Below are 21,365 nucleotides of genomic sequence, written 5' to 3'. Positions count from 1 at the left end.
CTGCCCCGCGGATGCCGTGGACACAACTACCCGATCCGCCAGCAGTGTTCCTGCGCAGGCCCTGACCATCGCCCGCCCGGCACTGCTCGGCAGCCGCTACCAGTTGGTGATGTAGAAGCAGGACCACTGACCGAGGCTGCCGCTGTACTGGAAGGCCCACTTGATGTTCGTCCGCGTCTCCTTGCCGTACCCGCCGTCAGTGCCGATGTCTTCCTGCCCCTGCGCGTAGACAAGGGCGTTCCTGGTGTTGGTGCCGAAGATCCCGTCGGTGCTCAGACTGCGGCCGTAGCACTTGTTCAGCGTGATCTGCAGAGCCTTGACCTCGCGGCCGCTGGCTCCCTGGTACATCTGGCAGTCCACGTTGTTGTTGTAGGCGGGAATGCTCGCGTGATAGCCGGAGTTGGAGATCGTCCTGCCGACGGTGTCGTTGCAGTAGCCGGCGTAGGCGGAAGCGGGTGTCGCGGTGACCATCCCGATGCCGGCGGCGCAGAGCGCGACTGCCGCAGCGGAGGCACCGGCCTGAGTGCGCAGTGCGCGGAGCTTCTTCATACTTCCCCCTGGGTTCCTTGGCGTGGACGCTTCCCGTGAAGGCGTCCGCAATGCGAGGTACGGACATGGAAGGTGGAGCGGAAACTGCGGCCTTTCGAGGGCGCGAGCCCCGGTCGCGTGTCCTGACCGGTCTCTGCGCCTGGTGAGGCCAACTGTCGCCTGTCCGGCCGGCGCCCGGCCACTCCCTTGCGGCTGAACGCAAAAGCGCAGGTCGAGGGGGGAGAACGAGCTGCTCCGCTTCCCTGCCGCGGTCCGGCCGTGCCGACGGTCGCGCGGAGCCGTGCTTCCTCAATGTCTGCCGCGCTGCACAGGCGCTTGGACAGCCGAGGCATTCATACGTGGTGATGGCCGACGTGTTGCCGTCAGCGAATTGGTGTAGCAGTGAGGACCGGGCCCCAGGTACGGAAAACGCACGGCGCAGATCTCCATCTTGACGTCCGAGAGAGAGTCGGACAGCGTGTCACCATGGAGACCAAGGCCCCACCGTCCGAACAATTCATTTACGCCGTGCGTGAGTTCGCGGTGGACGGACCGGCCGAGCCCTCCTCCCTGCTCGCCGTGGTCCCGCGCCATCCTTACCGTTCGGGCATGACGGTGCTCCTTCGAGGCGAGCGCCTCCACGGCTTCCAGAGGTGCTGAACGTGCCGCGTACTGACCTCGGCGACCTGGGCACGGCGTGGTTCCGCCGCCACCCCGTCGCCGGTGCCCGGATCCGGCTGCTGTGCCTGCCGCACGCCGGCGGGTCCGCCGTGCTCTTCCGCACCTGGCAGAAACGGCTGCCCCTGGATGTCGAAGTGGTCGCCGTGCAGTACCCGGGGCGGCAGGACCGCCTCGCCGAGCCGTGCGTGACGGACATGGACGAGCTCGTCGGCCACATCACCACGGCGGTGCGGCCGCTCCTCGATCTGCCGCTGGCGGTCTTCGGGCACAGCATGGGCAGCTCGGCGGCGTACGAGACGGCCAAGGCACTCGAACAGAAGCACGGCTTCGTGGTCGACCATCTCTTCGTCTCGGGCCGGGGTGCCCCGTACTCCGTCAGCGGCCGGTTCCGCGGTCCGCTGGACGACAAGACGCTGATCGGCTACGCACGAGGGCTGGGCGGGCGGCACGCGGCGGCGTACGACGAGCCGATCCTGGCGCCGTTGATCATGCCCGCGCTGCGCGGCGACTTCCAGCTGCTGCGCGACTACCGGCCCTTGGACCCGGTGGAGCTGAGCACACCGGTCACGGCGTTCGGAGGTGAGTCGGACCCGGTGTGCACTCGGGAGGAACTGCTGTCCTGGGCCCGGACGACCTCACACGAACTGGACGTACGGACCTTCCCCGGGGGCCACTTCTACCTCATGGAGCAGGAGGAGGACCTGCTGGCGCAGGTATCGGAGCGTCTGACGGCGGGCCACCGCCCCGGAACGGTACCGGCGCTCGCTCCCGACACCTGACCGGGAGGGCCGCTCCGGGAGCCGGCCCCACCACTCCCCCTCCTCCGGCGCGGAGTTCCGCGCCGCGGGACTCCGCACCGGGGCACCTCAGGGCCGGCCAGGCGCGGGGGCCGGTTCCGGGGCGGGCTTGTGGAGCGCTTCCGGCTCCTGGCCTGCGGGCTTCTTCCGTCCGGGTGTGTGGTTGAACAGCAGGTTCAGCACGAACGCCGCGACGGTGGCGCTGGTGATGGCGCTGCCGCCGATGATCTGCACCCAGGTCGGGAAGGCGTGGTAGAAGGACGGCGCCACCACCGGGAGCATGCCGACACCGATGGCGACGGCGACGATGAGCAAGTTGCTGGTGCCCTCGAACTCCACCTTGCGCAGGGTACTGATGCCGACGGCGGTGACCGTGGCGAACATGACGAGCCCGGCGCCGCCGATGACCGGGCCCGGCAGGGAGGCGACGATCTCTCCGAGCTTCGGGATGAGGGCGAGGACCACGAGGATCGCTCCGGCGACGGCGGCGACGTAACGGCTGCGCACCTTGGTCATGCCGACCAGGCCGACGTTCTGCGCGAACACCGTGTCCAGGAAGCCGTTCATGACACCGCCGAGGACACCCGAGAGGCCGTCCGCGGCGAGGCCCCGCGCCAGGTCCTTGCGGGACAGCGGGCGGCCGGTCATCTCACCGACGGCCAGCATGTCGGCGGTGGACTCGGTGAAGATCACGAGCATGACCACACACATGGAGATGACGGCCGCGACAGGGAAGTGCGGGGCGCCGAAGTGGAAGGGGGAGGCCAGGCCGAACCAGTCGGCCCCGCCCACGGACGAGAAGTCGGTCAGGCCCATGGGTACGGCGACCAGCGTGCCGACGAGCAGTCCGAGCAGGACTCCCAGCTGGGAGAGGAAGCCGCTGGTGAAGCGGTTGACGAGGACGATGATCAGCACGATGCCGCCGGCCAGGGCCAGGTGGCCGGGGGCCGCGTAGTCCTTCGCGGTGGGATCCTGGCCCGCGATCAGCCCGGCCGCGACGCCTATCAGGGAGAGTCCGATCACGGTGATGACGGATCCGCTGACCAGGGGCGGGAAGAAGCGCACCGCCCGTGCGAACGGGATCGCGACCAGCAGTCCGAAGACACCGGCGGCGATCATGGAGCCGTACACCGCCTGGAGGCCGTACTCGCCGGCTATGAGGATCATCGGGGTGACGGCGGCGAAGGTGGCTCCCGCGACGACCGGCAGTCGCACCCCGAGGAACTTGCCGACACCGAGCGCCTGAATCAGGGTGATCAGCCCGGCCACGAGCAGGTCGGCGTTGATGAGCAGGCCGATGGTGGAGGTGTCGAGCCCGGCGGCGGCGCCGAAGACGAGCGGCACGGTGACGCAGCCGGTGTACATCACCAGCACGTGCTGGAGGCCGAGCAGCCCCAGGCGGGCGGGCGGCAGGACCTCGTCGACCGGGTGCCGGGCCGGTGCGGTGGTGGCGGACGCGGATGCGTCGGGGGACTGGGACACGGCGGGCCTCCGGGAGGCGAAGCGGAGCTGGGGAACGGGGAAGGAACACGAGCGGGACGGCCCGGGCCCACCGGCCCGGGCAGCGGGTCAACTTTTTGTTGACGCCGTTTCACTCGCGTTTCCCCGGACGCACAGCGGTGTTGCTTTTGCTGTCGCCGGTCCTGCAAAGGTCTTCCGCACCCCCGGACATCCACCGGACACCGGCGGCTCCCCCGAGGGGCCTCAGGGAGTGGCGGCCGAGACCACGTAGACGACGGGTGCGGCCGGATCGGTCATGTTGACGGTGATGTTCTGGGTCGGGCGCGGGTCCTTGTTCTTGTGGACCGTGCCCGCCCAGTCGACCCCGGGCCCGAAGTACCAGCCGGTGATCTTGATGTCCCGCTCGCCGATGGTGACCACGCCGGTCTCCAGGGCGGCCCGGCCGGTGCCCATGCCGCTCAGGAAGCGGTCGAGCCCGGCGGATGTCGTACGGAACTTCACGTACATCCGGCTGGCTTTCCAGTTGTTCGTCTCGTAGTACTGGACCCCGACCGCGTTGCCCGGGATGGGCAGCTCGAAGATCCGGCGCTGCATCCCGGACGGCCAGTCCTCACGCAGCCCCTGGGCCGCGGCCTCGGCCTCCTTGTCCTTGCCTGAACGACGGCTCTGGCCTGCGGAGATCACCAGATAGCCGGCCGGGATGCCGATGAGCAGCACGATGATGGTCAGCGTGATCAGGCGCCGGCGAATCACTCTGCGCCGGTCCTGCGGAGGCGTTCCCCCGCCGTCGCCGGGCGCGCCCGTGGGGCCCGTGGAGTCAGAGGAGCCCGAAGAGCCGGACGAAGGGGGCTGGCGCGGCACGATGTGGTGCTCGGCTGCGGTCATGGTCGGTGGTCCCTCGAAGCTGCGGTTCGGAGTGCGGGTGGCCGGGTGCCGCCTGGCGGCAGCGGGTCAGTCGACGGCCCGGGGGCTGCGCGTGCTGCGGATGGTGCTCGCGGCCTGGTCGTAGAACTGCGCGTACCGCTCGTAGCGCTCGACCCGGCGGCGGTTGGTCCGGCGGAACCTCCGGGCGACCAGACGGGCCAGGTCGGCGGCGCCGACCATGCCGGCCTCGGGGCCGAGCTGGGCCTTGGCGATGCGGGCCTCGGGGCGGTAGCCGCGGCCCGTGAGGTGGCGCTTGAAGGCGTCCCTGGCCGGGCCGATCAGCAGGTCGTCGGCCGCGCTGACGCCGCCGCCGATGACGAAGCACGAGGGGTCCAGGGCGGCGGCGAGGTTGGCGATGCCGACCCCGAGCCACTGGCCGATGTCCTGGAGGAGCTCGACGCACATCGCGTCGCCCTCGCGGGCCAGCTCGGTGATGAGCGGCCCGGTGATCTCGGGGATGTTGCCCTTGACCCGCTCGATGATGCCGTGCGCCACCGGGGAGTCCGCCGCGGCCAGCTCCCGGGCCTCGCGCACCAGGGCGTTGCCCGAGCTGTACTGCTCCCAGCAGCCGCGGTTGCCGCACGGGCAGCGGTGCCCGCCGGGCACGACCTGCATGTGCCCGAACTCACCCGCGACGCCGTACTTGCCGCGTTTGACGTGCCCGTCCTCCAGGATCGCGCCGCCGATGCCCGTCCCCAGCGTGATCATGACCAGGTGGTCCTCGCCGCGCCCGGCGCCGAAGCGCCATTCCGCCCAGGCCGCCGTGTTGGCGTCGTTGTCGACCATCACGGGGACCACGAGGCGGGAGGCGATGGCGTCACGGAGGGGTTCGTCGCGCCAGGCGAGGTGCGGGGCGAACAGCACCTTGGAGCGGTCCGCGTCGACCCAGCCGGCCGCGCCGATGCCCACCGCGTGCACATCGTGCCGGTCGGAGAGGTCGAGGACCAGCTCGACGATGGTGTCCTCGACGACCTTGGGGCTCTTGGACTTGTCCGGCGTCTCGGTGCGCAGGGTCTCCAGGATGTTGCCGTCGGCGTCGACGACCCCGGCCATCACCTTCGTGCCGCCGATGTCGATGCCGACGGTGGGCACCCGGGGCGCCGTGAGGTGCGAGCGCCGCTCCCTGGTGCCGACGGTCCGCAGGACCGTGGCGCGGGCGGAGCCGCGGTGTGTGAAGTCGCGGTACGTGCTCATCGTCCCTGCGCAGGTCGGGGGGCCGGGCGGTCGTCGGTCCGGCGGCGGACGGCGTCCGCCGTGCACGATTCTGCCACTCCCGCGCCCCCGGAACCGGTCTCCGGGTCAGGGGCGCGGGGGACAAACCATGACTTATGGGGCGTCGTCCCCGACCGGACGGCCGCCGAGGTGGTCCGGCGACGGGGCCCGTTCGAGCTCGTGGCTGAGCTCGTCGAGCTCGCTCCCACCGGCCATCTGACGGGTCAGTTCGTCCAGGGTGACGTCGTGCTTGGTGTGGCTGCCGGACATCGCGCCACGCTTCAGCAGCACGAAGCGGTCACCCACGAGATAGGCGTGATGAGGATTGTGCGTGATGAGGACCACGCCCAGCCCGGCGTCCCTGGCGGCGGCGACGTACTTGAGCACGACCCCCGACTGCTTGACGCCGAGCGCCGCGGTCGGCTCGTCCAGGACGAGGACCTTGGCGCCGAAGTACACGGCGCGGGCGATGGCCACGCACTGGCGCTCACCGCCGGAGAGGGTGCCGATGGGCTGGTCCACGTCGCGCAGGTCGATGCCCATGCGCAGCAGCTCCGCACGGGTCGTCTCCCGCATCAGCCGCACGTCGAGCCGCTTGAACGGGCCGGCGCCCTTCGTCGGTTCCGAGCCGAGGAAGAAGTTGCGCCAGACCGGCATGAGCGGGACGACGGCCAGGTCCTGGTAGACGGTGGCGATGCCCCGGTCGAGCGCGTCGCGCGGATTGGCGAGCGTGGTCTCCTCGCCCTCGATCAGGAAGGTTCCGGCGTCGTGCCGGTGCAGCCCCGCGATGATCTTGATGAGGGTGGACTTGCCGGCGCCGTTGTCGCCGAGGACACAGGAGATCTCCCCCGCGTGGACCTCCAGCGAGACGTTCTCCAGGGCCTTGATGTTGCCGTAGTACTTGCTGACGCCGTCGAGCTCGACGAGCGCCGGACCGGCCGTGTCCCTGGGGGCCGGAGCCTGGGTGGCCGTCATTTCGTCGCCTCCGCGCGCTTGCGTACCCATGCGTTGAGCAGGGTGGCCAGGAGCAGCATCGCTCCGAGGAAGAACTTGAACCAGTCGGGGTTCCACTCCGCGTACACGATGCCCTTGCTGGTCATGCCGAAGATGATCGCGCCGACCGCCGAGCCGATCGCGGAGCCGTAGCCGCCGGTGATCAGGCAGCCGCCGATGACGGCGGCGATGATGTAGATCAGCTCGTTGCCGACGCCCTCGCCCGACTGCACCACGTCGTAACTGAAGAGCAGGTGCTGCCCGGAGACCCAGGCGGCGAAGGCGACGCCGAGGTAGAGGCCGATCCTGGTGCGGATGACCGGGACACCGACCGCGCGGGCCGCGTCGGCCTCGCCGCCGACGGCGAAGATCCAGTTGCCGAAGCGGGTGCGGATCAGGATCCAGGTGGCTACCGCGACCAGCGCGGCCCACCACAGGATGGTGACCTTCAGCTCGACGTCACCGATGGTGAGGTACGAGGCGAAGACCTTGCGGGCGGACTCGAAGCCCTCCATGTTGCCGATGGTCTTGGTCGACACGGTGCCGCTGATCAGCTTGGTGAAGCCGAGGTTCAGGCCCGTCAGCATCAGGAACGTGCCGAGCGTGATGATGAAGCTGGGCAGCTTGGTGCGGGTCAGCATGAAGCCGTTGAACGCGCCGAAACCCAGCGTGACCAGCAGCGACACGAAGACGCCGACCCAGACGTTGGCGGTCATCTGGTAGCTGAACATCGAGGAGATCAGCGCGGAGCTGGTCACCATCACACCGGCGGAGAGGTCGAACTCACCGCCGATCATCAGCAGCGCCACCGGCGCCGCCATGATCCCGATCGTGGAGGCCGCGTAGAGCACCGTGCCCAGGCTGGATGCCTGGAGGAAGCTGTCGGCGGCGATCGCGAAGAAGAGGAAGACGGCCACTGCCCCGACGACGGAGCCCAGCTCGGGGCGGCCGAGCAGCTTGCGGAGCGGGGAGGTTCGCAGCAGGCGTTCGTCGGTGCGGGGCGCCACCGGTTGCCCGGTCGCCGTCATCGGGTCCCCCGCTGCGTGTACTCGGCGAGCGCTTCGGCGTCGTCGGCGGTGATGACCTGCGGTCCGGTCAGGACGGGCAGCCCGCCGCCGAGCACGTTCTGGTTGTAGCGGTAGAGCCAGAGCAGGTCGACGGCCTCGTACCCCTGGAGGTAGGGCTGCTGGTCGACGGCGAAGCCGAGGGTCTTGTTCTGGAGCTGGGTGGCGACGCTCGCGTTGAGGTCGAAGGTGTCGATCTCGGCCTCGCTGCCCGCGGTCTGCTTGGCCTTGACCGCCGCGGCGGCGAAGGGGGCGCCGAGGGTGACGACCGCGTCGATGCTCTTGTCCGAGTCGAGCTTGGCCTCGATGGACGCCTGGACGTCGGGCATGTTGGTGCCGTCGACGTAGAGGTTCTGCATCGTCCCTTCGAAGGTCTTCTTCGCCCCGGCGCAGCGCTGCTCGTGGCCGACGTTGCCCTGCTCGTGCAGGACGCAGAGCACCTTCTTGCGCTTCCGCTCGTTCAGCTCGTCGCCGACGGCCTCGCCCGCGATGGACTCGTCCTGGCCGATGTGGGTGAGCGCGCCGAATGCCTTGGACTCGGCGGAGCCGGAGTTCACCGTGATGACGGGGATGCCGGCCTTGACGGCCTTGGCCACGACGGCCTTCATCGAGTCGGGCTTGGCGAGCGAGACGATCAGGCCGTCGACCTTCTTGTCGATCGCGGTCTGGACGAGCTCGGCCTGCTGCTGGCCCTCGTCGTTGTGCGAGTACAGGAAGTTGATGTTGTCCTTCTGGGCCGCCTGCTTGGCGCCCTTCTGGACGATGTCCCAGAAGGTGTCGCCATCACCCGAGTGGGTGACCATGGCGAACGTCCAGCGGGGCGTGTTCACCGCGGACCGGCCCTCGGCGGCCTGCTGGGCGGCGCGCTCCTCCGCCCGCTTGCCGCCGGTGCTGCTGCATCCCGCGAGGGAGGCCGCCAGTACCGCTGCCAGCACGGCGCCCATCGCGCGTACCCCTGTCCGAACCCTTGCCACGACGCCGTGCCCTTCTAGTGCTGCTCGTTGTGCTGCCTGGTGAGGCCGGGGCGAGCGGACTCGCCGCCCGGCGGGCCAAGTATCCCCGAGCCCGGTCCCGTCATGCCCGGCAGGGGCGCGGGCCGCGCCCTTCCGTCGTTCTCACCACCTAGCATGACCGCGTCAACACTTTTGTCCGAACATACGGACCGGAGTCCCGCCGTCCGGATTTCTCAGGGCCGCACGAGCAGCTGGAACTCGAAGGCGTACCGCGAGGCCCGGTAGACGTGCGAGCCGAATTCGACCGCCCGGCCGCCGTCGTCGAAGGTGATCCGCTCCATCGTGAGCAGCGGGGCCCCCGGGGGCTCGGCGAGCAGCTCGCCCTCCTCCGCGGTCGCGGCCCTGGCCCCCACGGACTGGCGGGCGCTGTGCAGGGTGATCCCCGAGGCGCGCATCATCCGGTACAGGCCGGTCGTCTCCAGCCGCTCGGTGCCGAGGTCGAGCAGCTGGAGCGGGAGGTGGTTACGCAGGAGCGCCATGGGCTCGTCGTGCGCGTACCGCACACGCTCCACCAGATGGACGTCGGCGCCCTCCTCGACACCGAGCGCGGCGGCGACCTCGGGCGAGGCGGGTTCGAGCGTGTTGCGCAGGACCCGGGTGGCGGGGTGCCGGCCGGCCGCCTCCAGATCGTCGTAGAGGCTGCTCAGTTCCAGCGGCCGCTTGATGCGGCTGTGCACGACCTGGGTGCCGACGCCCCTGCGGCGCACCATCAGCCCCTTGTCGACCAGCGACTGGATGGCCTGGCGGACGGTGGGCCGGGAGAGTCCGAGCCGCGCGGCGAGCTCCAGTTCGTTGCCCAGGAGGCTGCCGGGGGCCAGCCGCCCCTGCTCGATGGCCGCCTCCAGCTGCTGGGCCAGCTGGTAGTAGAGCGGAACGGGACTGGTGCGGTCCACGCCCAGCCCCAGGGCGGCGGAGTCGGCGGCGGGTTTGGGCACGGCAGGGAGCGTACCGCGTACCGGCGCGCCGCACCCTGCACTTTGTCAGGACATATAGTTGACAGTGCGCCGGGAGGGCGGCACGTTGGGTCCATGCGCATCGGACTCATCGGCACGGGCCGGATCGGTTCCTTCCACGCGAGCGTCCTGGCACGCCATCCCGGAGTCGAATCCCTGGTGGTGACCGATCCCGACGCCGCCCGCGCCTCCCAGGTCGCGGCGCGGACGGGAGCCGTCGCCCTCGCCTCCGCCGACGAGGTCCTCGCCGCCGGGGCGGACGCGGTGGTGATCGCCTCGGCGACCTCGGCGCACGCGGAGCTCATCGGCCGTGCGGCGCGGGCCGGTCTGCCCGTCTTCTGCGAGAAGCCGATCGCGCTGGACCTGCCGGGCACGCTCGGCGCGCTGCGCGAGGTCGAGCGGGCGGGCGGTGTGCTCCAGCTCGGTTTCATGCGCCGGTTCGACGCCGGTTACGCCGCGGCGCGCGCCGCCGTGCGCGGCGGAGCGCTGGGCCGGCTGCACACCGTACGGGCGACGACGTCCGACCCCGCTCCCCCGCCGGCCGCCTATCTGCCGCTCTCCGGCGGGCTGTTCAGGGACTGCCTGGTGCACGACTTCGACATCCTGCGCTGGGTGACGGGCCGTGAGGTGAGCGAGGTGTACGCCACCGGATCGGACGCCGGCCCCGCGATCTTCCGGGCGGCCGGGGACGTGGACACGGCCGCCGCGCTGCTGACCCTGGACGACGGCACGCTCGCCACGGCGACGGCGACCCGGTGCAACGGGGCTGGTTACGACGTCCGCATGGAGCTCGCGGGCGAGCGGGACCAGATCGCCGTGGGCCTCGACGACCGTACGCCGCTCACCTCCGCCGAACCGCAGGGCCCGCCCGCCCCGGCCAAGCCCTGGCCCGGTTTCCTGGAGCGGTTCGCCCCGGCCTACGAGGCCGAACTGGACGCGTTCCTCGGCGTCGTGCGCGGCGAGCGGGAAAACCCGTGCGACGGCCGGGAGGCGCTGCACGCACTGCGCATCGCCGAGGCGTGCGAGCTGTCGCGGGCGGAGCGCCGCCCGGTGCGGCTCACGGAGATCGCCGAGGCCTGACCGCCGCGCGCCGGACGGAGCGTCAGGCCGGCCGGGCGGAGAGCACCGTCCCCTGCGCCACCGCGCACAGGGTCTCGGCCCCCTCGTCGTCGGCGGTGAACAGCTCGCAGCGCACCACCGCCTGCCTGCGGCCGGTGTGGACCACCTCGGCCCGGGCGGTGAGGGTGCTGCCGCTCGCCGGGCGGACGTACTGGATGGAGAAGCCGCCGGTCAGGACCGCCGGACCGAGCGTCGTCCCGGCGGCGAAGGTGAGCGCGTTGTCGGCGGCGTAGGAGAGCACACCGCCGTGCAGGAAGCCGTTCTGCTGGGTCAGCTCCTCGCGTACGCCGACTTCGAGTACGGCCGCGCCGTCACCGAACTCCGTGATCCGCGCTCCGACGAGCCTGCTGAAGGGCTGGCTGTCGAGGACCTGCTGCGCCTGGCCGATGGAGAGTTCAGTCATGGTGCCCATCCCACCTCACCAGCGCACCGGCAGATGCCGGACGCCCCGCAGCAGCAGGCCGGGCAGCCAGTCGGGCTCGCCGCCGTCCGGGTCCCGCTCCAGGCCGGGGCACCGCTCCAGCAGCGCCCGGACCGCGATGCGGCCCTCCATGCGGGCCAGGGGCGCGCCCAGGCAGAAGTGGATGCCATGGCCGAACGCCAGATGGCCCCGGGCCTCGCGCCGGATGTCGAAGGTGTCCGGGGCCGGGTAGCGGCCGGGATCACGGTCCCCCGAGCCGAGGGCGACGAGCACGGCCTCGCCCCGGGGGATGACGGTGGAGCCGATGGCCACGGACTCACGGGCAAAGCGGAAGGTCGCCGTCCCCACGGGCCCGTCGTAGCGGAGCATCTCCTCGACCGCACCGTCGATCAGCTCCGGCCGGGCGCGGAGCAGGGCCAGTTGCTCCGGGTGGTCGAGCAGCGCGCGTACGCCGTTGGCGATCAGGTTCACGGTCGTCTCGTGGCCCGCCACCAGGAGCAGGAAGGCCATGCCGATGAGTTCGTCCGGGGAGAGCCGGTCGCCGTCGTCGTCCCGTGCCTGGATCAGGGCGCTCATCAGGTCGTCGCCCGGGGCGCAGCGCTTGTCCTCGATCAGCTCGACGAGATAGGCGCCCATCCTGTGCACCGCGTCGTTCTCCTCCTCCTGCGAGACGGGGGCGACGATCGCGTTGGACAGCAGGCGGAAGGCCTCCCGGTCGATGTCGGGTACGCCGAGGAGCTCGCAGATCACCGTCATCGGCAGCGGGAAGGCGAACGCGTCGACGAGGTCGGCGCTCCCCGACGGCACCATCGCGTCGAGGAGGCTCCCGGTGATCTCCTCGACGCGCGGGCGGAGCGCCTCGATCCGCCGGGCGGTGAACTCGCGTGCGACGAGTTTGCGCAGCCGGGTGTGGTGCGGGGCGTCCATCTCCAGCATGTTGGCGTTGATCGGGTTGCTCTGCGCCGACCAGAGGCCGTTCGTCCGCCAGTCCTTGCTGAACCGCTGGTCGGCGAGGGCGGCGCGTGCCTCCTCGTAGCCGACGACCATCCAGATCCGCTCGAAGTCGTCGGTGCGGACCGCGTGCACGGGTCCCTCGGCGCGCATCTTCGCGTAGTACGGATACGGATTCGCGCTGAAGTCCTCCGCTCCGCGCAGATCGATCACGGACATGGTCCCGCCCCCATTCCTCCGGCTGACCGGTTCAGCCTAGGGGGCCCCTCATGTCCCGTCCTCGTCCTCGTGGAGGAGACCGGGGTCATGCGGAGGCAGGACGGTCCGGACCCGGCTCGGCATCGGCACGGCGGCGTCCCCACGCGGTGCCCGCCAGCACCAGCACCGCGCCCACCACTCCCAGGACGCCGAGGCGCTCACCCCCGATCGCGATGCCGACCGCGGCGGCCCAGAGCGGTTCCGTGCCGAGGAGCAGACTGACCCGGGAGGGCGAGGTGCGGCGCACGGACCACATCTGCACGAAGAAGGCGAACAGGGTGCAGAAGACGGAGAGGAAGATCAGCCCGGCCCACTCGGCGGCGCCGAAGCCCGCCGCCACCGTCCAGGGCGCGGGCCCGGTGCCGGGGGCGGCGGCGAGGACGGCGAAGACCGCGACGGCGCTGCCGAGCTGCACCGTGGTCAGGGAGAGCGAGTCCGCGTCCTGGACGGCCTTGATGCGGGCCATCGCCAGGACGTGGACCGTGCGCGCGAGGGCCGCGAGCAGCATCAGGAGGTCGCCGCCGGAGGGGCTGGTGAATCCGCCGCCCTGTGTCAGGAGTACCACGCCGAGGACGGAGAGCCCGGCGGCGGCGAGGAAGGCCCCAGACGGCCGGACCCGGGTCACTGCGGCCTCGGCCAGGGGGGTGAAGATCATCGTGAGGCTGATGATGAGTCCGGCGTTGGTCGCCGAGGTGTGCACGACACCGTACGTCTCCAGCAGGAAGATCCCGCTCAGTACGAGCCCCAGCAGGCCCGCGCCCCGCCACTGCGCACCGCTCAGCGCCCGGAGCCCGCGCCACCCCGCGACGGCCAGGGCGGGCAGGACGATCGCGAAGCGGAGCACCAGGACGGCGATCACGGTGTGCGTGGTGGTGATGCCCTTGGCCGCGAGATAGCTGGCGCCCCAGACGGCCGCGACGAGCAGCAGCGGCAGATCGGCGACCCACGCGCGGCGGGGCGGGGCGAGGGCGGGCACGGCGGCAGCGGACATCGGGTGCTCCTGGTTCTCCACAAAGGGAACGATGTGGAGACCTCGCCGGCTCACACGGGGAGCGGTCACGGTACCGAACGGACACCCCCCTCGGGAACCTCTGTCCGCAGGGTGGGCCGGCCGTCCGCCCCCAGGGGTCGTCCCGGCCCGAAGCGGTCCTTCCACCGTGCCGGCTCCTCCTAGAATGTCGGTCTTGGGACGCTCGGGAACACGGAGTTGGCACATGGGTGGAGCGCGGCTGGACGGACGGATCGAGCGGGGGAACCAGACCAGGCAACTGGTGCTGGGGCGCGCGGTCCAGGTCGCCTCGACCGAAGGGCTGGAGGGGCTGTCGCTCGGCCGGCTGGCGACGGAGCTGAAGCTGAGCAAGAGCGGGGTGTTCGCCCTGTTCGGCTCCAAGGAGGAGTTGCAGCTCGCCACGGTGCGCGCCGCCGTGACGGTGTTCGTGGAGCACGTGCTGACACCGACGAGGGCGGCGGCGCCGGGTCTGGGCCGCGTCTGGCGGATGTGCGAGAGCTGGCTCTCCTATTCGCAGCGCCGGGTGTTCAGCGGCGGCTGCTTCTTCTACGCGACGATCGCCGAGTTCGACTCCAGGGAGGGCAAGGTGCACGACGCCCTGGCCTCCACTCAGACCGGCTGGGTCACCTTCGTGGAGGAGACCATCGAGGAGGCCCGGGTGCGGGGCGAACTCGCGGCGGACACGGATGTCTCGCAACTGGCGTTCGAACTCATCGCGTTCATGGAGCTGGCCAACGCGGAGTCCGTGCTGCACAACAACAACCCCGGCTACACCAAGGCGGCCCGGGCCATCCTGGGGCGGCTGCGCGCCGCGTCCACCGGCCGCTCCGAACTGCCCCCGGCTCCCTGAGGGCACAGGTGCCCGGGGCGTCCGGAGCCCGGTCACTCGCCGACGGTTCCGAACCGGGCGGGCCCCGCGGTCCGGTAGGTGTGGATCGCGATGCCGCTGCCGGTGGTCCGCTCGCCGGTCGGTTCGAAGGCCGTCGGCTGTCCGCCCTCCGGGAAGAGCCGCCTGCCGCTGCCCAGGCAGACCGGGAAGACGAGCAGGTTGAGCTCGTCGATCAGGCCGTGCTCCAGGAGTGACCGGGCCAGGGTGCCGCTGCCGTGGATCTGCAGCTCGCCCTCCGCCGTCCGCTCCTTGAGCAGGGCCACCTCGGCGGGCACATCGCCCCGGACGACGGTGGTGTTCTCCCACTCCGGGTGCGTCAGGGTGGTGGAGACGACGTGCTTGGGCAGCGTGTTGAGGCGCGAGGCGATCGGGTCCTCAGGATCGGTGACCCTGGGCCAGTAGGACGAGAAGATGTCGTACGTACGCCGCCCGAGGAGAAAGGCTCCCGCGCGGTCGAAGACCTCGGTCATGAAGGCCCCCATGCCCTCGTCCGCGTACGGCGCCACCCAGCCGCCGTGGCGGAACCCGCCGGAGGTGTCCTCCTCGGGCCCGCCGGGGGCCTGCGTCACGCCGTCGAGGGACACGAACGTGGTGAGGGTCAGCTTCGTCATGGTCCCGCTCCTCCGCATCGCCGCCGTGACTCCCGGCAGCCCTGTGGTTCCACCCTTCCGATCCCACCTTCCGGCGGATTCCGCCGGTGCGCCCGGTGGACCGCGCGGCCGTGCCGCGTCGCGCCCCGTCCGGCGGCGCGTCCTACGCTGGCGGGGACGGCACACGCGACGAAACGGGAGACCATGCACCGGACACCGACCCCCGTCCGCAACCTCCACGACGGCAGCACCGTCCCCGCGGTGGGCCTCGGCACCTGGCCGCTCGACGACGAGGCCGCCGAGCAGGCCGTCGCCGGGGCGCTGGAGCTCGGCTACCGGCTCGTGGACACGGCGCTGAACTACGGGAACGAGACCGGCACCGGCCGAGGGATCGCCCGCTCAGGGGTGCCCCGGCAGGAGCTCTTCGTCACGACGAAGGTGCCCGGCCGGCACCACGGCTACGAGGAGACGCTCGCCTCCTTCGAGGAGTCCCGGAGCAATCTGGGCCTGGATTACGTCGACCTGTATCTCATCCACTGGCCGCTGCCCCGGGTGGACAAGTACGTCGACACCTGGAGGGCTCTGATCAAGCTCCGCGAGGACGGGCTCGTACGCTCCATCGGTGTCTCCAACTTCACGGCGGAGCACCTGGACCGGCTGGAGCGTGAGACGGGTGTGCTGCCCGTGGTGAACCAGATCGAGATGCATCCACTGCTCCCGCAGGAGGAGCTGCGCGCGGTGCACACGGCCAAGGGCATCGTCACGGAGAGCTGGAGTCCGCTGGCCCGGGGGCGTCAGGTGCTCGAGGCCCCGGAGGTCGTCGCCGCGGCCGAGGCGCACGGGGTGACGCCGGGCCAGGTCGTCCTGCGGTGGCACACCCAGCTGGGTGCCGTGCCGATCCCGAAGTCCGCCGATCCGGGGCGGCAGCGGGAGAATCTCGACCTGTTCGGCTTCGCACTGACGCAGCAGGAGATGGACCGGATCGGGGCACGGCCGCCGCACCGCTTCGGCGGGGACCCCGACACGCACGAGGAGTTCTGACGGCGGCCGTCGGACCCGGCGGTTACCACGGGGCCGGTGGTTCTCACCGGTTGCGCGGGGTGACCTCCGACATCCGGGACCAGTCGTCCCCGGGCACCTCGACGTTGATGATCTCCGGCACCTCGCTGACGAGCTCGGACATGGTCTCGATCGCCGCCTTGAAGTGCTCGGAGTTCACATGCTCCACGCCCGCCTCCTGCGAGGCGAACGCTTCGAGCAGCACGAACTGGTCCGGGTTCTCGACGCTGTAGGACCAGTCGAAGAAGAGGTTCCCCGGCTCCTGGCGGGTGGCGAGGGTGAAATCCTCGACGGCCGGCATCCAGTTGTCGCGCTCGGCGGTACGCACGGTGAACTTGACGGCGATGAAGATCATGGTGACTCCCTGGTCGGGACGGCAGCGTTCCGGCCAGGGTCCCATATGCCCACAGGCCGGACGGGAACCGGCACACCCGGCAGCGCCGAGGGCTGTCCGGTCAGCCTCCGAGCGCCTCATGACGGTTCGCCAGCCGCGCCGCGCCCTGCTCGGTGAGTGAGCCGAAGAGCCGCAGCCGGGAGATCCCGCCGTCCGGGAAGATGTCGATGCGCACATGCGTGCCGCGCACGGGATCGGGCAGGACGAAGCGGTGGTTGGTGTCGGGCTGGAGCCGGGTGCGGGGCAGGAGTTCGGCGGGTTCGCCGCCCTCCCCGTCGCTCACCGAGATCTGTGCCCAGCCCGCCGCGTTGCCCTTGAGGTAGGCGGTGTCGATCTCGACGGCCCGGATCTCCGACTGCTCCACCAGCCGGTAGCGGATCCAGTCGTTGCCCTTGTCGCGGCGGCGGCGGGTCTCCCAGCCGTCGTCCATCTTGCGGGAGCGGCCGGGGGCGATGGTGTTGGTGGCCGGGGAGTAGAAGCGGTCGGAGGCGTCCTCGACCTCGCCGCCGTTCTCCAGGGCCACGAGGTCGAACGTGCCGAGTGCGGCCAGCCAGGCGGGGTCGGGGACGACCTCTCCGTGGACCCGCAGGCGCGCTATGCCACCGTCGGGGTGCTGGTTGACCCGCAGATGGGTGAAGCGCTGCCCGGCGTCCACCGCGAAGCCGTTGGCCGCGTGACCGCCGACGGCCGTGCGGGGCACGAGGGTCGTCCACTTCACGTCGGGCGCGAGGAGGTCCTCGGGGGACGGGGAGCCGGGCAGCGAGGCCGCCTCGACGGAGACCGACTGCGGGTAGTTGCCGCGGAAGTGGGCGGTGTCGACGACCAGTCCGCGGATTACACCGGGCGCTCCGAGGCGTACGAGCGCCCAGTCGTGGTCCTCGTCCGCGGGGTGCGGCTCGTCGCCGCTCACGCCCCGCCGGCGGCGGGTCTCCCAGCCGTCCATGATCTTGCCCTTGTGCCCGAAGTGCTCCGGGTCGAACTCCGCGGGCCCGGGCTTCAGGAGGTTCTCGCGCTCGGCGAAGAACTCGTCGTTGGCGGCGATGACACCGGCGCCGAGACGCCGGTCGGCGAGGTCGACGAGGTGGGTGAAGGGGAAGTCGGCGGTGCGGTAGTCGGCGTACGGGTCGCCGCCCGCGTACGGGCTCGCGTCACCGGTGAAGTGCGGGGTCGCCGTCATGGTCAGTGGTTCCTTTCGAGGAGGCGGCCGGTGGGCTCGGCGAGTACGCCGTCGGCCGCGATCCGTGTGCCGCGCAGCCAGGTGGACTTCACCACGCCGTGCAGGGTCTTCCCGGCGTAGGCGGTGACCTGGTTGCGGTGGAAGAGTCCGGCGGGGTCGACGGTGAAGGTCTCGTCGGGCGCGAGGACCGCGAAGTCGGCGTCCCGTCCGGCCTCGATGGCGCCCTTGCGGGTGAGCCCGGCGAGCTCCGCCGGCGCGGCGGACATCCAGCGGGCGACGTCGTCGAGGGTGTGACCGCGCCGGCGGGCCTCGGTCCAGATGGCGGGCAGGCCCAGCTGGAGGGAGGAGATGCCGCCCCAGGCGGAGGCGAAGTCGGGGGTCTTGAGGTCGGTCGTGCAGGGCGAGTGGTCGGAGACGACGCAGTCGATCGTCCCGTCGGCGAGCCCGGCCCAGAGCGTGTCCTGGTTGGCGGACTCGCGGATCGGCGGGCAGCACTTGAACTCGGTCGCCCCGTCCGGGACCTCCTCGGCGGTGAGCGTGAGGAAGTGCGGGCACGACTCGACGGAGATCCGGACGCCCTCGCGCCTGGCGGCGGCGATCAGCGGCAGGGCGTCGCCGGAGGAGAGGTGCAGGACGTGGACGCGCGCGTTCAGCCGCCTGGCGTAGGCGATGAGGCCCTCGATCGCCTGGTTCTCGGCGTCGCGGGGCCGGGAGGCGAGGAAGTCGGCGTACTTCCCGCCGCTGCGCTGGGGCGCGGACGCCAGCTCGTGAGGGTCCTCGGCGTGCACGATCAGCAGCCCGCCGAAGCCCGCGACCTCGGCCATGGAGCGGGCCAGCTGCTCCTGGTCCAGCTCGGGGAACTCCTCGACGCCCGAGGGCGAGAGGAAGCACTTGAAGCCGAAGACCCCGGCCTCGTACAGCGGACGCAGGTCCTTGGTGTTGGAGGGGATCGCACCGCCCCAGAAGCCGGTGTCGATGTGCGCCTTGGGGGCGGCCACCTGCTGCTTGACGCGCAGGTTCTCGACGGTGGTCGTCGGCGGGAGGGAGTTGAGCGGCATGTCGAGCAGGGTCGTGATGCCGCCGGCGGCCGCGGCGCGGGTGGCGGTCCAGAAGCCCTCCCACTCGGTGCGGCCGGGGTCGTTCACATGGACGTGCGTGTCGACGAGGCCCGGCAGCAGGACGTCGTCGCCGAAGTCCTCGACCCGGGCACCGCCGGGCACCTCGGCGTCGTACGGCAGGACCGCCTCGATCGCTCCGTCGGCGACGAGGACCGCGGCGGCACGGGTCCCCTCCGGGGTGACGACGCGCGTCGAGCGCAGCACCAGCTTCAAGTCCACACCGGGCACCTGTGCTCCTCAGGGCAGATTTCAACGAACTGTTGAAGGAGTCTTCACTCGGGGAGGCGACCCGTCAAGGGCTCACCTCCCCCATGGAACCCCCGGAGGATCATGGAAGGCAAGGATTGTAGATTTCCACGAAGTAAAAGTTCATTTTCGTCAGGCGGAACGTAGAATGGGCCAGGAGCGACCTCACCGGGCACCGGGCCGAGCGCGGGCCGGACCGTCGACACCAGGACAAAGCAGGTCCTGACCGGCAAGGACGCCGCACCGGGAGCAGTGGGCCGATCGGGAACAGCCCGGTAGGCTGCTGCCTTGCCTCCGCTTCGAAAGGACCGTTGACGTGCCGCCGTCCCACGCCAGCACTTCCGACTCCAAGCCCGCCGGTCCCAGTGGCGGCGTCCAGTCCCTCGAGCGCGCCTTCGATCTGCTGGAGCGCATGGCGGACGCCGGGGGCGAGGTCGGGCTCAGCGAACTCTCCGCGAGCAGCGGACTGCCGCTGCCGACGATCCACCGCCTGATGCGCACCCTGGTGGTGTGCGGCTACGTCCGCCAGCAGCCCAACCGGCGTTACGCGCTCGGCCCCCGCCTGATCCGCCTCGGCGAGTCCGCCTCCCGACTGCTGGGCACCTGGGCGCGGCCGTATCTCCAGCGGCTGGTCGAGGAGACGGGCGAGACGGCGAACATGGCGCTGCTCGACGGCGACGAGATCGTGTACGTCGCCCAGGTGCCGTCCAAGCACTCGATGCGGATGTTCACCGAGGTCGGCCGCCGGGTGCTGCCCCACTCCACGGGCGTCGGCAAGGCCCTCCTCGCGAACACCCCGGCCGACGAGGTGCGCGCGCTGCTCGCCCGTACGGGCATGCCCGCGGCCACCGAGAAGACGATCACCACGCCGGACGGCTTCCTCGACGCGCTGGAACAGGTGCGCAGGGCGGGCTACGCGGTGGACGACAACGAGCAGGAGATCGGGGTCCGCTGCCTCGCGGTCTCGGTGCCCGACTCCCCCACCTCGGCCGCCATCTCCATCTCGGGGCCGGCGGGCCGGGTGACCGAGACGGCGACGGAGCGGATCGTGCCGATCCTCCAGCAGATCGCGAAGGAACTCTCCGAGGCGCTGGCGAGCAGCGGCCCGGCGGCCTGAGACACGCGAACGCGCGGGGCCGGCCGAGGGGCGCACCACCTCGGCGGCCCCTCGAACGCCTCCAGGCCCTCCGTCCGGGTCGGGCCGGGGCACGCGAGGCCGGGCCCGATCCGGCCGAGAGGCACCCAGGGAGAGCCTCAGGACCAAGGGAGAGCCCTCAGGACCTCGGGGGCTCCCCGAACAGCTCGATCGCGATCCTGACCTCGCGGAGGCCCGGGGCCAGCGCGCTGACCGAGCCGATCGCCCCGGCGACCAGCAGCAGGGAGCGCCGCAGCCGGGGGATCTCGGGCATGCCGCCGGCCGCCATGGCGTCCAGCGCCGCGAGCTCGTCCTCGGCTATGCCCCGGTCGGGGAACTCGACGGGGTGACCGGCCAGTTCCCGGCGGAGCCGGGAGACCGCCGTACGCAGCTCCGCCACTCTCGGGTCCTCACCGCTGCCGGCCAACCGCTCCTGCCCCACGCTTCGCAACAAAGCACTCCCCCTCGCACGTCATTGTGCCGGTGTGTCGAATGACCCCGGGGCGGCGGTCAAACGCCTGGGGTCGTCCGCCAGTTAACGCCATGAAAGGCGGCGCGCGCCACCGTGCGGACACAGAACGAGAGTACCTCCGGGGGGTGACAGTCCTTCCGCCGGTACGCGCCCGGCAGTGGTATCCAGGGCGCATGGCTCAATCGGAACGAAACCCCGTGGTCGCCGGGCTTCTGCTCGCCGCAGGCGGCGGCCGTCGCCTCGGCGGCAGGCCGAAGGCGCTCCTGGAGCACCGCGGCCGCCCCCTGGTCGAACACGCGGCGCGGACCCTGCGCGACGGCGGCTGCGGCCCCGTCCATGTCGTCCTGGGCGCCGCGGCGGACAAGGTGCGGGCGCGGGCGGAACTGCCGGGGTGCACGGTGACCGTGAACCCGCTGTGGGAGGAGGGCATGGGCTCCTCGCTCCGGGCCGGCCTCGGCGCCCTCGCCGGTTCGGACGCGGACGCGGTTCTCGTGCTCCTGGTCGACCAGCCGGGCATCGGAGCGGTGGCGGTGGCGCGGGTCCGCTCGGCGTACCGCTCCCGGGCGACCCTCGCGGCGGCCTCGTACGCCGGCGAACGCGGCCACCCCGTGCTGTTCGGCGCCGACCGCTGGGCGGACATCGCGGCGGGCGCGGTCGGCGACCAGGGGGCGCGGGCGTATCTGCGGGCGCACCGCGACGCGATCACGCTCGTCGAGTGTTCCGATGCGGCTCAGGCGTACGACATCGACACGGCGGAGGACCTGACGCACCTGGAGTGACGGCCGGAGGAGGCGGCCCGGGTGGGCGGAGCTCCCCAGGGGAAGACGGACCGTGCCGGGGCGGCACGGCGCGCCACCACGGCCGTACGTGCCTCGACCCGGAGAATCTCGATATCAACAAA

23 protein-coding genes are annotated in these 21,365 nt (G+C 71.3%); 7 read left to right on the top strand and 16 right to left on the bottom strand.

All coding sequences use genetic code 11. From position 1 onward, the window contains the following. Window positions 1–96: 96 nt before the first annotated feature. Entirely contained in the window at window positions 97–549 is a 453-nt protein-coding gene (locus ACWCQM_RS15415) for a peptidoglycan-binding domain-containing protein (RefSeq protein ID WP_450915788.1), read from the bottom strand. A 465-nt stretch (window positions 550–1,014) separates the two neighbouring features. Between ACWCQM_RS15415 and ACWCQM_RS15410 the strand changes: the two genes are divergently transcribed. Continuing rightward, on the top strand, window positions 1,015–1,188 hold the full coding sequence (locus tag ACWCQM_RS15410; RefSeq protein WP_450915787.1) for a hypothetical protein: 174 nt from the start codon (window positions 1,015–1,017) through the stop codon (window positions 1,186–1,188). 2 nt (window positions 1,189–1,190) lie between these two features. Beyond that, complete coding sequence (locus ACWCQM_RS15405; protein ID WP_450915786.1) at window positions 1,191–1,988, top strand: thioesterase II family protein; 798 nt, start codon at window positions 1,191–1,193, stop codon at window positions 1,986–1,988. An 87-nt stretch (window positions 1,989–2,075) separates the two neighbouring features. Here ACWCQM_RS15405 and ACWCQM_RS15400 read toward each other — a convergent pair whose 3' ends face one another. From ACWCQM_RS15400 to ACWCQM_RS15370, 7 genes are all read right to left on the bottom strand, one after another. Beyond that, the gene (locus ACWCQM_RS15400) at window positions 2,076–3,488 is read right to left on the bottom strand and encodes a nucleobase:cation symporter-2 family protein (RefSeq protein ID WP_450915785.1); all 1,413 of its coding nucleotides are present in this window, start codon (window positions 3,486–3,488) and stop codon (window positions 2,076–2,078) included. Between the two features lie 222 nt (window positions 3,489–3,710). Next, window positions 3,711–4,352, bottom strand: coding sequence for a hypothetical protein (locus ACWCQM_RS15395; RefSeq protein ID WP_450915784.1), 642 nt, complete (start codon window positions 4,350–4,352; stop codon window positions 3,711–3,713). Window positions 4,353–4,418: 66 nt separating this feature from the next. After that, entirely contained in the window at window positions 4,419–5,585 is a 1,167-nt protein-coding gene (locus ACWCQM_RS15390; RefSeq protein ID WP_450915783.1) for an ROK family glucokinase, read from the bottom strand. Window positions 5,586–5,717: 132 nt separating this feature from the next. Then, complete coding sequence (locus ACWCQM_RS15385; protein ID WP_450915782.1) at window positions 5,718–6,578, bottom strand: ATP-binding cassette domain-containing protein; 861 nt, start codon at window positions 6,576–6,578, stop codon at window positions 5,718–5,720. Next, the gene (locus tag ACWCQM_RS15380) at window positions 6,575–7,624 is read right to left on the bottom strand and encodes an ABC transporter permease (protein ID WP_450915781.1); all 1,050 of its coding nucleotides are present in this window, start codon (window positions 7,622–7,624) and stop codon (window positions 6,575–6,577) included. The genes ACWCQM_RS15385 and ACWCQM_RS15380 overlap by 4 nt, the downstream gene beginning before the upstream one ends. Beyond that, entirely contained in the window at window positions 7,621–8,634 is a 1,014-nt protein-coding gene (locus ACWCQM_RS15375; RefSeq protein ID WP_450915780.1) for a substrate-binding domain-containing protein, read from the bottom strand. The genes ACWCQM_RS15380 and ACWCQM_RS15375 overlap by 4 nt, the downstream gene beginning before the upstream one ends. A gap of 212 nt (window positions 8,635–8,846) precedes the next feature. Further along, a complete protein-coding gene (locus ACWCQM_RS15370; protein ID WP_267080624.1) occupies window positions 8,847–9,608 on the bottom strand; it encodes a GntR family transcriptional regulator in 762 nt (253 codons plus the stop codon). A 93-nt stretch (window positions 9,609–9,701) separates the two neighbouring features. Between ACWCQM_RS15370 and ACWCQM_RS15365 the strand changes: the two genes are divergently transcribed. Further along, window positions 9,702–10,706: a Gfo/Idh/MocA family protein gene (locus tag ACWCQM_RS15365; RefSeq protein ID WP_450915779.1), complete on the top strand. Its 1,005-nt coding sequence runs from the start codon at window positions 9,702–9,704 to the stop codon at window positions 10,704–10,706. A 22-nt stretch (window positions 10,707–10,728) separates the two neighbouring features. On the opposite strand, the gene ACWCQM_RS15360 is transcribed toward ACWCQM_RS15365, so the two are convergent. The 3 genes from ACWCQM_RS15360 to ACWCQM_RS15350 form a co-directional block, all read right to left on the bottom strand. Next, window positions 10,729–11,148, bottom strand: coding sequence for a PaaI family thioesterase (locus tag ACWCQM_RS15360; protein ID WP_450915778.1), 420 nt, complete (start codon window positions 11,146–11,148; stop codon window positions 10,729–10,731). Between the two features lie 15 nt (window positions 11,149–11,163). Further along, window positions 11,164–12,336 carry a cytochrome P450 family protein gene (locus ACWCQM_RS15355; RefSeq protein ID WP_450915777.1) on the bottom strand — a complete coding sequence of 391 codons (1,173 nt, stop codon included), beginning with the start codon at window positions 12,334–12,336 and terminating at the stop codon, window positions 11,164–11,166. Between the two features lie 85 nt (window positions 12,337–12,421). Then, on the bottom strand, window positions 12,422–13,366 hold the full coding sequence (locus tag ACWCQM_RS15350) for a DMT family transporter (RefSeq protein ID WP_450915776.1): 945 nt from the start codon (window positions 13,364–13,366) through the stop codon (window positions 12,422–12,424). A gap of 223 nt (window positions 13,367–13,589) precedes the next feature. Here ACWCQM_RS15350 and ACWCQM_RS15345 point away from each other — a divergent pair, with 223 nt between their 5' ends. Further along, entirely contained in the window at window positions 13,590–14,234 is a 645-nt protein-coding gene (locus ACWCQM_RS15345; protein WP_450915775.1) for a TetR/AcrR family transcriptional regulator, read from the top strand. Between the two features lie 32 nt (window positions 14,235–14,266). On the opposite strand, the gene ACWCQM_RS15340 is transcribed toward ACWCQM_RS15345, so the two are convergent. Then, complete coding sequence (locus ACWCQM_RS15340; RefSeq protein WP_450915774.1) at window positions 14,267–14,884, bottom strand: dihydrofolate reductase family protein; 618 nt, start codon at window positions 14,882–14,884, stop codon at window positions 14,267–14,269. Between the two features lie 183 nt (window positions 14,885–15,067). Here ACWCQM_RS15340 and ACWCQM_RS15335 point away from each other — a divergent pair, with 183 nt between their 5' ends. Next, window positions 15,068–15,904 carry an aldo/keto reductase gene (locus tag ACWCQM_RS15335; protein ID WP_450915773.1) on the top strand — a complete coding sequence of 279 codons (837 nt, stop codon included), beginning with the start codon at window positions 15,068–15,070 and terminating at the stop codon, window positions 15,902–15,904. Window positions 15,905–15,947: 43 nt separating this feature from the next. Here the strand turns inward: ACWCQM_RS15335 and ACWCQM_RS15330 are convergent, their stop codons facing one another. From ACWCQM_RS15330 to allB, 3 genes are all read right to left on the bottom strand, one after another. Further along, entirely contained in the window at window positions 15,948–16,277 is a 330-nt protein-coding gene (locus tag ACWCQM_RS15330) for a putative quinol monooxygenase (RefSeq protein WP_450915772.1), read from the bottom strand. 100 nt (window positions 16,278–16,377) lie between these two features. Further along, entirely contained in the window at window positions 16,378–17,493 is a 1,116-nt protein-coding gene (gene alc / locus ACWCQM_RS15325; RefSeq protein ID WP_450915771.1) for an allantoicase, read from the bottom strand. Window positions 17,494–17,495: 2 nt separating this feature from the next. Beyond that, window positions 17,496–18,839, bottom strand: coding sequence for an allantoinase AllB (allB, locus tag ACWCQM_RS15320; protein ID WP_450915770.1), 1,344 nt, complete (start codon window positions 18,837–18,839; stop codon window positions 17,496–17,498). A gap of 334 nt (window positions 18,840–19,173) precedes the next feature. On the opposite strand from allB, the gene ACWCQM_RS15315 reads away from it, so the two are divergent. Then, window positions 19,174–19,974: an IclR family transcriptional regulator gene (locus tag ACWCQM_RS15315; RefSeq protein WP_073748589.1), complete on the top strand. Its 801-nt coding sequence runs from the start codon at window positions 19,174–19,176 to the stop codon at window positions 19,972–19,974. 157 nt (window positions 19,975–20,131) lie between these two features. Here ACWCQM_RS15315 and ACWCQM_RS15310 read toward each other — a convergent pair whose 3' ends face one another. Further along, window positions 20,132–20,434, bottom strand: a complete 303-nt coding sequence (locus ACWCQM_RS15310; protein ID WP_450915872.1) for a DUF5955 family protein — start codon at window positions 20,432–20,434, stop codon at window positions 20,132–20,134. Window positions 20,435–20,637: 203 nt separating this feature from the next. Here ACWCQM_RS15310 and ACWCQM_RS15305 point away from each other — a divergent pair, with 203 nt between their 5' ends. Beyond that, window positions 20,638–21,243 carry a nucleotidyltransferase family protein gene (locus ACWCQM_RS15305; RefSeq protein ID WP_450915769.1) on the top strand — a complete coding sequence of 202 codons (606 nt, stop codon included), beginning with the start codon at window positions 20,638–20,640 and terminating at the stop codon, window positions 21,241–21,243. The last annotated feature ends 122 nt before the right edge of the window (window positions 21,244–21,365 follow it).

The sequence above is a fragment of the Streptomyces sp. NPDC002125 genome (genome assembly GCF_053593715.1).
This window is presented reverse-complemented; position numbering and strand designations above follow the sequence as displayed.

Coding starts and splice junctions, on each gene's coding strand:
- ACWCQM_RS15415 (WP_450915788.1), bottom strand. CDS start 549: ATGAAGAAGCTCCGCGCACTGCGCACTCAGGCCGGTGCCTCCGCTGCG.
- ACWCQM_RS15410 (WP_450915787.1), top strand. CDS start 1,015: ATGGAGACCAAGGCCCCACCGTCCGAACAATTCATTTACGCCGTGCGT.
- ACWCQM_RS15395 (WP_450915784.1), bottom strand. CDS start 4,352: ATGACCGCAGCCGAGCACCACATCGTGCCGCGCCAGCCCCCTTCGTCC.
- ACWCQM_RS15390 (WP_450915783.1), bottom strand. CDS start 5,585: ATGAGCACGTACCGCGACTTCACACACCGCGGCTCCGCCCGCGCCACG.
- ACWCQM_RS15385 (WP_450915782.1), bottom strand. CDS start 6,578: ATGACGGCCACCCAGGCTCCGGCCCCCAGGGACACGGCCGGTCCGGCG.
- ACWCQM_RS15380 (WP_450915781.1), bottom strand. CDS start 7,624: ATGACGGCGACCGGGCAACCGGTGGCGCCCCGCACCGACGAACGCCTG.
- ACWCQM_RS15365 (WP_450915779.1), top strand. CDS start 9,702: ATGCGCATCGGACTCATCGGCACGGGCCGGATCGGTTCCTTCCACGCG.
- ACWCQM_RS15360 (WP_450915778.1), bottom strand. CDS start 11,148: ATGACTGAACTCTCCATCGGCCAGGCGCAGCAGGTCCTCGACAGCCAG.
- ACWCQM_RS15355 (WP_450915777.1), bottom strand. CDS start 12,336: ATGTCCGTGATCGATCTGCGCGGAGCGGAGGACTTCAGCGCGAATCCG.
- ACWCQM_RS15350 (WP_450915776.1), bottom strand. CDS start 13,366: ATGTCCGCTGCCGCCGTGCCCGCCCTCGCCCCGCCCCGCCGCGCGTGG.
- ACWCQM_RS15345 (WP_450915775.1), top strand. CDS start 13,590: ATGGGTGGAGCGCGGCTGGACGGACGGATCGAGCGGGGGAACCAGACC.
- ACWCQM_RS15340 (WP_450915774.1), bottom strand. CDS start 14,884: ATGACGAAGCTGACCCTCACCACGTTCGTGTCCCTCGACGGCGTGACG.
- ACWCQM_RS15335 (WP_450915773.1), top strand. CDS start 15,068: ATGCACCGGACACCGACCCCCGTCCGCAACCTCCACGACGGCAGCACC.
- ACWCQM_RS15330 (WP_450915772.1), bottom strand. CDS start 16,277: ATGATCTTCATCGCCGTCAAGTTCACCGTGCGTACCGCCGAGCGCGAC.
- alc (WP_450915771.1), bottom strand. CDS start 17,493: ATGACGGCGACCCCGCACTTCACCGGTGACGCGAGCCCGTACGCGGGC.
- ACWCQM_RS15305 (WP_450915769.1), top strand. CDS start 20,638: ATGGCTCAATCGGAACGAAACCCCGTGGTCGCCGGGCTTCTGCTCGCC.